Origin of the sequence: Bacillus sp. 1NLA3E (assembly GCF_000242895.2) — a bacterium.
In the GTDB taxonomy this organism is placed as follows: Bacteria; Bacillota; Bacilli; order Bacillales; family Cytobacillaceae; genus Bacillus_BU.
Genome location: NC_021171.1, coordinates 3,774,440 through 3,786,415 on the forward strand (window position 1 = coordinate 3,774,440; position 11,976 = coordinate 3,786,415).

11 protein-coding genes are annotated in these 11,976 nt (G+C 37.0%); 1 reads left to right on the forward strand and 10 read right to left on the reverse strand.

The window, feature by feature from the left end; all coding sequences use genetic code 11:
* Positions 1-147 precede the first annotated feature (147 nt).
* From ccpA to B1NLA3E_RS18085, 5 genes are all read right to left on the reverse strand, one after another.
* A complete protein-coding gene (ccpA, locus tag B1NLA3E_RS18065) occupies positions 148-1,146 on the reverse strand; it encodes a catabolite control protein A (protein ID WP_015595277.1) in 999 nt (332 codons plus the stop codon).
* Positions 1,147-1,450: 304 nt separating this feature from the next.
* Complete coding sequence (locus tag B1NLA3E_RS18070) at positions 1,451-2,527, reverse strand: bifunctional 3-deoxy-7-phosphoheptulonate synthase/chorismate mutase (protein WP_015595278.1); 1,077 nt, start codon at positions 2,525-2,527, stop codon at positions 1,451-1,453.
* Positions 2,528-2,991: 464 nt separating this feature from the next.
* Positions 2,992-3,321 carry a bacillithiol system redox-active protein YtxJ gene (gene ytxJ / locus B1NLA3E_RS18075; protein WP_015595279.1) on the reverse strand — a complete coding sequence of 110 codons (330 nt, stop codon included), beginning with the start codon at positions 3,319-3,321 and terminating at the stop codon, positions 2,992-2,994.
* 127 nt (positions 3,322-3,448) lie between these two features.
* The gene (locus B1NLA3E_RS18080) at positions 3,449-3,847 is read right to left on the reverse strand and encodes a YtxH domain-containing protein (protein ID WP_051120170.1); all 399 of its coding nucleotides are present in this window, start codon (positions 3,845-3,847) and stop codon (positions 3,449-3,451) included.
* Between the two features lie 22 nt (positions 3,848-3,869).
* Positions 3,870-4,337, reverse strand: a complete 468-nt coding sequence (locus B1NLA3E_RS18085; RefSeq protein WP_015595281.1) for a DUF948 domain-containing protein — start codon at positions 4,335-4,337, stop codon at positions 3,870-3,872.
* Between the two features lie 229 nt (positions 4,338-4,566).
* On the opposite strand from B1NLA3E_RS18085, the gene B1NLA3E_RS18090 reads away from it, so the two are divergent.
* Entirely contained in the window at positions 4,567-5,682 is a 1,116-nt protein-coding gene (locus tag B1NLA3E_RS18090; protein WP_015595282.1) for an aminopeptidase, read from the forward strand.
* Positions 5,683-5,735: 53 nt separating this feature from the next.
* On the opposite strand, the gene murC is transcribed toward B1NLA3E_RS18090, so the two are convergent.
* The 5 genes from murC to B1NLA3E_RS18115 all read right to left on the reverse strand — a co-directional run bounded on the left by murC (position 5,736) and on the right by B1NLA3E_RS18115 (position 11,970).
* A complete protein-coding gene (gene murC, locus B1NLA3E_RS18095; protein ID WP_015595283.1) occupies positions 5,736-7,034 on the reverse strand; it encodes a UDP-N-acetylmuramate--L-alanine ligase in 1,299 nt (432 codons plus the stop codon).
* Between the two features lie 134 nt (positions 7,035-7,168).
* Positions 7,169-9,925: a DNA translocase FtsK gene (locus tag B1NLA3E_RS18100; RefSeq protein WP_015595284.1), complete on the reverse strand. Its 2,757-nt coding sequence runs from the start codon at positions 9,923-9,925 to the stop codon at positions 7,169-7,171.
* A 144-nt stretch (positions 9,926-10,069) separates the two neighbouring features.
* Positions 10,070-10,873: a DUF1444 domain-containing protein gene (locus tag B1NLA3E_RS18105; protein ID WP_015595285.1), complete on the reverse strand. Its 804-nt coding sequence runs from the start codon at positions 10,871-10,873 to the stop codon at positions 10,070-10,072.
* Positions 10,874-10,950: 77 nt separating this feature from the next.
* Positions 10,951-11,265 carry a thioredoxin family protein gene (locus tag B1NLA3E_RS18110; RefSeq protein WP_015595286.1) on the reverse strand — a complete coding sequence of 105 codons (315 nt, stop codon included), beginning with the start codon at positions 11,263-11,265 and terminating at the stop codon, positions 10,951-10,953.
* A gap of 177 nt (positions 11,266-11,442) precedes the next feature.
* Complete coding sequence (locus B1NLA3E_RS18115; protein ID WP_015595287.1) at positions 11,443-11,970, reverse strand: hypothetical protein; 528 nt, start codon at positions 11,968-11,970, stop codon at positions 11,443-11,445.
* Positions 11,971-11,976 lie beyond the last annotated feature (6 nt).

Below are 11,976 nucleotides of genomic sequence, written 5' to 3' on the forward strand. Positions count from 1 at the left end.
GCCGAGGAGGCTCACCGCCCGCCCCGCGGAAAGCGAGCATCCTGGAGAGGAAATCAACCTCACTTCTCTTTTAATAAATAGCAACAAAGTTTACGAAAACAGCCATAAGAAAGAGGAAGCACCTTTTAAAGGTGCTCCCTCTTTTTGTTATCTTGTAGAATTTCGCTCTTCAATTCTATGTGGAAGAACAACGGTATGATTAGTCGTTTTTTCCTTATTCATTAACTTTGTCAGTAATCTCATCGCTACTGCCCCAATATCATATAGAGGCTGAACAACTGTTGTAAGCTGTGGACGAACCATTAATGTTAACCGAGTGTTATCAGAACTTACCACTTCAAAATCATTTGGGATAGTAAATCCTTTATCTTCAGCACCATGTACAACGCCTAGAGCCATTTCATCAGATCCCACAAAAATAGCGGTTGGTCTATCTGGCACTTCCATTAATTTTTCCAAAGCTTCTATTCCTGAATCGTAAGTATCGTCACCTTCGATTACAAGGCCCTCAAGATACTCGATTCCAGCATCTGCTAACGCACGTTTGTAGCCTGATAATTTTTTTATTCTGTTGATTGGTTCATGTAAAGGCCCAATCACAAATGCGATGTGTTTGTGTCCCTTATCGATAAAGAATTTGGTAACATCGTAGGCTGCTTGTTCATAGTCAATATTAACAGATGGGATTTTTTCAGTTTCCTCAATTGAACCTGCTAGAACAATCGGAACAGGAGACTTTTCAAATTCCACGACATGCTCAGGGGTTACATTTCCACTCATAAACACAATTCCATCAACCTGTTTGCCTAGCATTGTATTTAATAAGTGAAATTCTTTATCCTTATTTTGGTCAGAATTACTTAAAATGATATTGTATTTATACATTGTTGCAATATCTTCTATACCTCTTGCTAAATCAGCAAAAAAAGTACTAGCTATATCGGGAATAATCACGCCCACTGTGGTAGTTTTTTTGCTGGCTAAGCCCCTTGCCACAGCATTAGGACGGTACCCCAATCTTTCAATTACCTCAACAACCTTTTTTCTTGTTGCTGGTTTCACATTAGGGTTTCCGTTAACAACCCGCGAAACCGTTGCCATTGATACATTGGCTTCTCTAGCAACATCATAAATCGTAATATTCACGACATCCACTCCTTTATTTATACCCACTTATCGTCTTATTTTTTAGTTTACAGCAAGATTAGCTAGACTAAACCTTTTACTTTAGTTTGTGAGATACTAAACTTGTCCCTAATTATGTATTTAATCATACGATACAGAGTCCATTGCCGCAATGACAAGCTGTGTATTTTACTATAAATTATATAAAAATGATCGGAGTTTGTCGAAAAAAGTAGATGAATGTCCTTTTTTTGTTAATCTACACTAAAAAACCTCCTGCATTTGCAGAAGGTTTTTATAGTCACATCTTTAGTAAAAATAAAATTTACAATCGAACAAACGGAGTATCTTTTAACCCTTTAAGAAAGCTATCAAATTCTTTTAAATCCATTTGTTGTGCAGAATCTGATAATGCTACTGCTGGATCTGGGTGAACCTCAGCCATAACACCATCTGCCCCAATTGCTAATGCAGCTTTTGCACATGGTAATAGCAAATCTTTTCTACCAGTTGAGTGGGTTACATCGACCATAACAGGTAAATGTGTTTCTTGTTTTAAAATTGGAACGGCAGAAATATCTAAAGTATTTCTTGTCGCACGTTCGTAAGTACGAATTCCTCTTTCACAAAGGATAATTTGATCATTTCCTTGTGACATAATGTATTCAGCCGCATTAATGAACTCTTCAATTGTTGCAGCAAGACCACGTTTTAATAAAACAGGTTTTTTCACAGAACCTGCAGCTTTTAAAAGTTCAAAGTTTTGCATATTACGGGCACCAATTTGAATCACATCAATGTAATCTAATGCTGTTTCGATATCTGCGGGATTAACAATTTCACTGATAACAGCTAAATCGAAATCGTCAGCAACACGTTTTAATATTTTTAAACCTTCTAAGCCAAGACCTTGGAAGTCGTATGGAGAGGTTCTAGGCTTGTATGCCCCACCACGTAATAATTTAAATCCGTTCGCTTTAACAGCAGCTGCAACAGCTGCAACTTGCTCATACGATTCAACTGAACATGGACCGAAGACAAAATGAGGAGTCCCATCGCCAATCTTTACGCCCTTTACATCTACAATCGTATTTTCTGGTTTTTTCTTACGTGAAACCAAGAGAGCCTTACGATGGTCGTCTTGCTGTAATTCTAAACCTGCTTTAAATATTTGTTTAAACATATGCTCAACCGTCGAATTTTCAAATGGTCCATCATTGTGTTCTTTTATTAAATCAAGCATTTTCCGTTCACGAACTGGATCATACCGATTCACACCTTGTGTTTCCTTAACTCGCCCGATCTCTTGCACTAGTTCAGCTCTTTCGTTAATTAAAGAAAGCAATTGCAAATTTAATTCATCAACGCGGTTTCGTAATTGATCAAGTCCTTGATTTTTCATTTTCAGCCCTCCAGATTGTATTACAGTTTTAAAGTACCTGCAGCTTAAGTTTTGGCTCTGTTAAACTAGAATGTTGATATCCGCTACAGGCGCTTGCTTTCCGCGGGGCGGGCGGTGAGCCTCCTCGGCGCTAAAGCGCCTGCGGGGTCTCACCTGTCCCGCTGCTCCCGCAGGAGTCTTCGCGCCTTCCACTTCAATCAACATTGTGCAAAAAATCAACATTGAGCTTTAACACAGCCTGCGTTTTAAGGAAATATTTAAATACTTTTTATAATTAGAATAATTATATATGATAAATGTTTTATTGTCACCAAATTTCTTTAGCAATTAAACGCTTTTAAGTGTTAAAGCATAATATGTTCAACTTAGGTATATGTGCTTATAGTTTTAATGACAAAACCAAAAAATGCGTGTATCAAAGGAACAATTTCTTTACAAAAAAACATCCAACAATCTGGATGTTTTTACTTTATTTCTTCGGTAACTTTTTCTAGTGTATTATAAGTAATTTTCCAATGTGACGCATGCCATGCTACAACCTTATTATGGAATAAAAAGGCTTGAGGTGATTCATGTTTTACTTGATATTTTTCAGCAATATAAGTAGATAATGGTCGAGAATCTTGAACGGTTAAATAATAACTCTTTTCGTCTGGATTTTCCTCGGTGAACTTTTCATACTCCTCGTAGGCAGCTTGGCTAATTGGACAAGTCAAACTATGCTTTAACAGCGTAAAAGTATCCCCTGATTCAATTAATTGTTCGAATTGTTCTACAGATTCAATTTTTTGCAATTCTAATACCTCCCGAATTGTATCTTAGCTGATGGATTTCCATCGAAAAAAGCGATTAACCCTTATTTTATAGGGCTATCTCGCTTAATTTCTGTAATCTTATCACTTTCAGAATCGTATGGCAAATTTAACGATTTAGCTTCTGTTCTGTTTCATCGAACGCTTTTTTCGTTTCTTCAAGCATTCTTTGTACTGGATCACTTTCCGTGTCAGAACTCTTGCACTTCATTTTTGCCAATGCTTCCGATGACTGTTGGCTAAGTGATTTTGTTAAGGTATTGGTTTTTTCTTTTGTGTATTGGGCAAGGTCTGTTACCTTTTCTTGCAATGTATCAGCCTTCTCTTTTAATATGGTGGTTTGATTATTAAGTGTTTCCCGCAAGGCTGTCCTCGATTTCGGTGAAAGCCACAAAGCTGCAGAAGCCCCTATAACGCCCCCAACCATTGCTCCTAGCAAAAAGTCTTTTGTTCCTGTTCTTTCGTTATTTTCATTCAATGGCATTAGCTTATCATTATTATTTATCACCTTAATCCCCCCAAAAAAGTAATTATTGATTTCTTTGTCGTTGCCTTGTTCCACTAGGTTTAATTTCCATTTGTTTTTGTAGCTTTCTATTTTTCCATTTGTCCTTTAATTCTATCAATACATTGCTCCATTGGACAATTTGCGAAATTTTCTCCTGATTTTCCTCGACACTACGGTCGACAGTGTCCGTAACAGTTTGAATAGTATGATTGAATTTTTTAATAGAGGTCCCAACATCCTTTACCGCATATACAACACTATTCAAGTTCTCCGCTTTTTTGTTAATATCATCAGCCAAAGCATTGGTCTTTTTTAACAATTCTGTTGTTTCACTCATCACACCATCTAGCTGTTTTTCTAGACCATTTAAAGTTTTTGACACACTATCAAGCGTTAATTGCACTGATTTAAACGTCTTGGACAAGTAAATCACTAAAATAAGAAAGGAAATGGCAATTAAAGCTGCACTTAAATAAAGAATAATGATCAATTCTGCACCTCCGTTGTTTCTACAACTATGTTTTACCGACTATGTCGGGAATAAACCTTTTATACAATATTTCAATATAATTGTGCAAAAATCCTCTATTTCTAATAGGATATTTCTATTTTATTACATACAAAATGGTTCATATTCAACAAATAAATTAATTTAGGTTACAATAATTTAGATAGTTAGAAAAATGAATAATACCAAACGACATCGGAGGGATTTTAATATGAAAGATCCACGAATTGAAAAGCTAGCTAAAAATTTAATCAATTATTCCGTACGGCTTCAAAAGGGTGAAAAGGTATTAATTGAAAACTTCGGTTTACAACGGGAACTTGTTACAGCATTAGTTAAGGAAGCATATGCTGCAGGAGGAAATCCTTATGTCCTATTAAAGGATCAACAGGTTGACCGTTCCCTATTATTGGGTGCCAATGAACAACAATTTGATTTAATGGCTGACTTTGAAGCTAACGTTATGAGCCATATGGATGCCTACATCGGACTACGTTCTGGAGACAATATCAATGAACACGCTGATGTTCCAGACGATAAAATGAAAATTCATGGTAAAACCATTGGTAAAAAAGTACATAGAGACATTAGAGTTCCAAAAACCAAATGGGTCGTCCTTCGTTTTCCAACTTCTTCAATGGCACAGTTAGCAAAAATGAGCACGGAAGCATTTGAGGACTTCTATTTTAATGTGTGCAATCTTGACTATGGGAAAATGGACCATGCGATGGATCATTTAGTTGAGATCATGAATAAAACTGATAAAGTTAGGCTTACTGGACCTGGAACTGATTTAACCTTTTCTATAAAAGATATTCCAGCCATAAAATGCGCTGGGCAATTGAATATTCCTGATGGAGAAGTTTTTACTGCTCCTGTCCGAGATTCTGTGAATGGTGTAGTAAGCTATAACACCCCATCACCCTATCAAGGTTTTACCTTCGAGAATGTAAAGCTAACGTTTGAGAATGGAAAAATCATTAAAGCCGAATCGAATGATACGGACCGAATCAATAAGATATTTGATACTGACGAAGGCGCAAGATTTGTTGGTGAATTCGCTATTGGAGTGAATCCGTATATTCGTCAGCCAATGCAGGATATTCTATTTGATGAAAAAATTGATGGTAGCTTTCACTTTACCCCAGGACAATGCTATGACGAAGCCTATAACGGTAACCATTCAGACATCCATTGGGATATGGTTAATATCCAACGACCTGATTATGGTGGTGGTGAGATTTATTTTGATGATGTCTTAATCCGAAAAGATGGCCGGTTTGTGATACCTGAACTTGAATCATTGAACCCTGAGAACTTAAAATAAGATTAAAAATTATAGAAAAAGGATGCAGGGCGTTACCTGCATCCTTTTTCCAATCAAGCTAATTCTTTTTCATATGCAACTTGATATTTTTGAATATCACCAGCACCCATAAAAATAATTACACCATTTTCATGCTGTTTTAATAGGGTAGTATCTTTTTCATCCAATAGGACAGCGCCTGGAATTTTCGCTTGTAAGTCCTCAATCGATAGCTTCCCATGGTTTTCACGAGCTGAACCAAAAATATCACATAGATATACCTTATCAGCTAAATTCAAGCTTTTAGCAAAATCTTCTAAAAATGTTTGTGTTCTTGAAAAAGTGTGTGGTTGGAACACTGCAATAATTTCACGATCAGGATACTTCTGATTTGCAGCATCAATTGTTGCTTTAATTTCTGTTGGATGATGTGCATAATCATCAATAATAATTTGTGAACCAATTTGTTTCTCAGAAAATCTTCTTTTAACACCACTAAAAGTCTTTAATTGCTCTTTAATAATGTTAATGTTAATTCCTTCATAATGACAAAGAGCAATAACGGCTAAGGTATTGAGCACATTGTGATCACCAAATGCTGGGATGGTAAATGTATCATAGAAGGTATTACGAACGTACACTTCAAATGTAGTTCCTGTAGTAGACTTCTCGATGTTTCTTGCCTGAAAATCGTTGTCATCTCCGAAACCATAAAAAAGAACAGGAACTTTTGCTTGAATCTTTTGTAAATGCCTATCATCACCACATGCAAAAATCCCCTTCTTTACTTGCCACGCCATCTCTTGGAAAGCAGAAAAAACATCCTCGATATTGGCAAAATAATCAGGGTGATCGAAGTCGATATTGGTCATGATTGCATAATCAGGAAAATATGATAAGAAATGTCTTCTATATTCACATGCTTCAAATACAAAATATTCGGCATCCCGATCGCCTTTTCCTGTCCCATCTCCAATTAAATAGGAGGTTGGTTTCGCCCCTTCAATTACGTGGGCTAGTAGACCCGTTGTTGATGTTTTCCCGTGTGCGCCTGTAATTGCAATACTCGTAAAGTTTTGCATAAAATCACCTAAAAAGCGGTGATATCTTACAATAGGAAGACCCAAATGCAAAGCTTCTTGAATTTCCTCATGAGTATCTGGAAAAGCATTCCCTGCAATGACCGTCATTCCCGGCTGAATGTTCTCCTTTTGAAAAGGAAGAATCTTAATTCCAGATTGCTCTAGGGCCTGTTGAGTAAAAAAGCGCTTTTCGACATCGGAGCCTTGGACTTGAAATTTCGTATCATGAAGAACTTGTGCAAGAGCACTCATTCCGGACCCCTTAATACCTACGAAATGGTAAATAGTCATCTAAAGAACCTCCAACAAACGTCTATCTGTAACACATTATATGAGAATGTTTCCATTTTGCTCATTATATTACGTCACAGCGTTATCATATTAAATCATTATAGCATTGTTTAATACAACAAAAAATGATTTCATTAGTTTATTGTACTACTACTATTAATGGAGTCAAGTTCTTCCTCCGTAATTAGAACATCTCTTGGTTTACTCCCTCTTGCTTCAGAAATAAAGTCATTTTTCTCCATCAAATCAATCAATCTTGCTGCCCGATTATAACCAATTTTAAACCTGCGCTGCAAGCTTGAAGTAGACGCTCCGCCTTGCTCGATTATAAACTCACAGGCTTCATAAAAAAGTTCATCTTCCTCTTCATTCACTTGAGCCTTTTTGAGTAATTCTGTCTGCTCAAATAAGTACTCAGGCTCGCTCTGACTACGAACGTGATCCACTACTTTATCAATCTCAATATCTGAAATATAAGTTCCTTGGAGACGAACAGGTTTTGATGTTCCGTTTTCAAGGAAAAGCATATCACCACGGCCAAGCAACTTTTCAGCACCGCTCATGTCAATAATCGTTCTAGAATCTATCTGAGATGATACGGAAAAGGCAATTCGTGTTGGGATATTTGCTTTAATTAATCCAGTTATTACATCAACTGACGGTCGCTGTGTGGCAATAATTAAATGGATTCCACAAGCCCGTGCCTTCTGGGCAATCCGGCATACCGCTTCTTCTACATCAGCCGGAGCTACCATCATTAAATCAGCTAACTCATCAATGACAATTAGAATGTAAGGTAGCTTTTGGGCATACTGCTTTGCTCCTTCAGCCATTTCATTATACCTTGAGATTTCTCTAGCGCCCGTATGAGCAAATAACTCATACCGACGTTCCATTTCATCTACTGCCCATTTAAGTGCCGCTGTCGCTGCTTTCACATCGGTTATCACTGGACTTACAAGGTGTGGAATATGATTATATGGTGCTAATTCTACCATCTTAGGATCGATTAACAACAATTTTACCTCGTTCGGATTCGCTTTATATAAAAGGCTTGTTAGAATTGTGTTGATACAGACGCTTTTCCCTGAACCAGTTGCACCAGCAATTAAACCATGTGGCATTTTTCTCAAATCAGTGACAACAGGATTACCAGAAATATCTAGTCCAAGCGCTGCAGTTAATGGCGACGGATTTTCCCGAAATGGAGAACTATTGAGAATTTCACTAATTAATACAGGACGACTTGAATGGTTTGGTACTTCTATCCCAATCGTGTGTTTCCCCGGAATTGGTGCCTCAATCCGGATGTCCTTGGCTGCCAAGCTCAACTTAATATCGTCTTGTAAATTGGTGATTTTATTAACTTTAACACCCGGATCTGGCTGAACTTCAAACCTTGTTACAGAAGGACCCTGGGTAACATTTACAACCTTTGCCCCAACATTAAAATCAGATAATGTTCGATTTAATAGGTCTTCTTGTTCTTGGAGCCATTCTTCGTTTGCTTCTTGTATAACCGGCGGCAAGAGCAAATTCTCTTCAGGAAATTGATAGCTTTCAAGATCTATTTCATGGTTAAGTGCCAGTGTTTCTGGTTGAATTACTGGTTTTTCATGAATTATAGGGTTATCTGGTGGAAATGGTTCTGCTTTTTGTAAGTCTGTCGGCTGTATCACCGGTTCAATTTCCACTGCAATTTTTTCTTGTTTTTCAGAAAAATGATGTTTTTGCTGAACCAGTTTTTGACGGTCCTGCTTGAGCATAAGGACATTAAAAGGAATAGTGGATCTTCTTGTTTGGTTGGCTGTTATGTTATTTTCTTCAACCTCAATCTGTTCGTTCTGGTGTTCGCCCACATCCGCTTTTTTTATGTCATAACTCGCTTCCATTTCTAATTGTCCAGGTACATACAATTCTTCATGAAATTGTTCTTGACTGACAGCGATTTCTTCATAAGTAACTAGCTCTAGTTCCGGCAGAACTTCAGTATCTTCATTTGAAATGTCAGCATGTGAAAGGTCAGTTAATTTGTGTAGAGCTTCTTTTTCATGTGATAGGTCTGGTAATTTGTTAGTTGCTTCCTCTTCATGTGCAAGCTCTGGTAATTTGTTAGTTGCTTCCTCTTCATGTGCAAGCTCTGGTAATTTGTTAGTTGCTTCCTCTTCATGTGCAAGCTCTGGTAATTTGTTAGTTGCTTCCTCTTCATGTGCAAGCTCTGGTAATTTGTTAGTTGCTTCCTCTTCATGTGCAAGCTCTGGTAATTTGTTAGTTGCTTCCTCTTCGTGTTCAAGCTCTGGAAATTTATTCATCATTTCTTCATGTGTAGTTTCTATTTTCCGGTTTGTCTCTTCTTGATGTGAAGTCTCAATTAACTGGCTAATTACTTCTTCGTGTAAAAATCCAGTTAATTCATGTTCAATCACCTGCAAATTCCTTGGTCTTCCATAACCATAAATCGGTGAAGGTATTTCGGTGGGTCGAAACGGACCGTGACGTCTTATTTCCTTTTTGGGTTTAACATTATTTAAAGGTTGGATACTTTCTTGCTCTTTTTTTAACGTGACAACCTCCTTTTGCCTGTGCCTTTGTGGCTTATGTCCGTGCTGTTGTGGTCCAGGTTGTTCTACTTTCTTATTTTCTTGTAAAACTTGTGAGTCAACAACTTTTCTATTTTGCCTTGGTGCTCGCTGTGGAACCTCTACATCAGGAATGGCTGGAAACCTGAAAGCACCTCTTGGGTATTGGTATGTAATCTTGGCATTCACTGCTTTTGAACCATCATTTTTCTTTGTTACATTTTTCGGTAGATCTCGTTTATATTCATATAAATCCTCAGCTACATCTGAATTATCTTTAAATACTCGGAATATTTTTTTGAACCAATCCATTGCTGATCAACTCTTTCTGCATTCTTTTACCATCATTATTTTAACAGTTAATCTGAAAAATAGGAGATAAAATCACCGATTTATGAAAATAACCTTGGATTAGCCACTATTTTCTAAAAAAAAACAGGATCACCGAGGTGATCCTTATTTTTCTTTTTTTCTATTCTTCCCTAAAATAAAAATGGGCTCAAGCTCACTGTTTTCATATAGAAACGACAATGCCGTTATCGGAACGCGACCGCTAGAAAAAAAGCTCATCGCCATTTGGGCCAATATATCATACCCAGTATCATTTTGAACATCGGCAATTATCAGAACGTCCTGATGTGGTACTGCCAATACCATTGTCCCGGAAATTTTCTCTTCCATCTCTTTCAAAAAGGCTTGATTCAAAATTCTACTGGCATCGTAACCGTCATTTGATCTGACGAAGTAATATTTATTTCCAGCGACTAAATCCTCTTTCATATTTATGGGTAATGCTCTAACGTTAAATAAGGCTGTTTCCCGTATCCGCTCAAGCGTCCAGCCCTCGCTCTTTAACAAGTTTTCATCAATTAGACGATAGGAATTCCCTAAATCCAAAGCATAGTAAATTCGGGTTTCGGCTGTATGCTCGTCAAAAATAAACAGGACATTATCCGTTGAATGGGCTGGAAATGACGTAGAACGGATTACTGGATAGATTTTGCTCTCATTCCCAGTTAGGTGCACCTGATCTTCTTTCATCGCCTGAAGGCCTTCTTCAACGAAGTAAACGACCTCATCAATTGCCTGATCTTTTTGCTCGTGCCATTTAGCGATAATTCCAGGAAGTGAAACAGTTATCCCCTTCCCTGTACGAATGTTTTCGATTCTAAGCTGGTCCTTTTCCCGGTCAAAAATAAAACTGCGACTTGGATGCTTTAGTCGTTTTTCCAATTCTGTTTTCATTTTTTTCGTATCCATTTAAAGCCCCTCAATCATTCGGAGTAATCAAACAAAATCCCTCCACTTAAAAACGGATGGAGGGAAGAAGAAAGGAATTATTTTAGTCCAGCGATAAAATTTTCAATTTCCTCTTGGGTTTTGCGATCCTTACTAACAAAACGTCCTAGCTCACGCCCATCTTCAAACGCAATAAAACTTGGGATTCCAAAAATGTCCAATTCAACACATAAATCAATAAATTGGTCACGATCTGTATAGACAAATGTATAATCCGAGAATTTTGCTTCAATGTCTGGTAATACTGGTTCAATTACACGACAATCTGGACACCAATCAGCAGAAAATAAAAAGATATGCTTTCCATTATCCCGCAGTTCAGTATATTGCTCATATGATTCTAATTTTTCCATTTCATTTCACCTCAAAAATATGTTTCCCACATTACCTAATATTTTACCTTATTTAATTATCCATAGCATAGCAGGAAGTTGCTTATCCAGTCCACTTTTATGCAACACATGAAATGATCAAGAAAAAAATACCACAGTGCAAGAACTGTGGCAGCCTATTTTGGCTTAGGTTCGATTCTATTTCTTGTTGGTCTTCTCAACTATTTTTACAGATTTCACGATTTGCATCATCGTTTCGGCATCTGATTTCATGCTTTTTGTTTTTGTTTCTGTGGTGATTTTGACCCCACCAATTCCAACCGTAACTTCCTGAAGATTTTTGTCTAGCTTTCTAATTAACAAAAACCCAAATTGATCATCTTTTTTATATGTTTTCTTATATTCAAATTTTTCATTAATGCCTATTGTTGCATTATAGACGACTTTGCTGACTGTAGTTTCGTTTGGATTATAAAAAAGGATATATTTTTTCGACCCATTTTTCAGCAAAATATTATTAGCTGATTTCTCTTTAATTTCAAACCCAAAAGGTAGATAAAAACGGATATCTTTATTTTTGTTATTTGCCTTTTTTGGAGTACTGTTGAACATTTTCACTACCTTATCATTTGTAGCTTTTTGTTCTTCCTTTGCATTACCTGAACATGCGCTTAGTAATAAAACAGTTGCCATTAAAAGCAAGGCTCCCTTGAAGAGTCTTGTCATTTTTTA

Coding starts and splice junctions, on each gene's coding strand:
- B1NLA3E_RS18070 (WP_015595278.1), bottom strand. CDS start 2,527: ATGAAAAATCAAGGACTTGATCAATTACGAAACCGCGTTGATGAATTA.
- B1NLA3E_RS18090 (WP_015595282.1), top strand. CDS start 4,567: ATGAAAGATCCACGAATTGAAAAGCTAGCTAAAAATTTAATCAATTAT.
- murC (WP_015595283.1), bottom strand. CDS start 7,034: ATGACTATTTACCATTTCGTAGGTATTAAGGGGTCCGGAATGAGTGCT.
- B1NLA3E_RS18100 (WP_015595284.1), bottom strand. CDS start 9,925: ATGGATTGGTTCAAAAAAATATTCCGAGTATTTAAAGATAATTCAGAT.
- B1NLA3E_RS18105 (WP_015595285.1), bottom strand. CDS start 10,873: ATGGATACGAAAAAAATGAAAACAGAATTGGAAAAACGACTAAAGCAT.
- B1NLA3E_RS18110 (WP_015595286.1), bottom strand. CDS start 11,265: ATGGAAAAATTAGAATCATATGAGCAATATACTGAACTGCGGGATAAT.
- B1NLA3E_RS18115 (WP_015595287.1), bottom strand. CDS start 11,970: ATGACAAGACTCTTCAAGGGAGCCTTGCTTTTAATGGCAACTGTTTTA.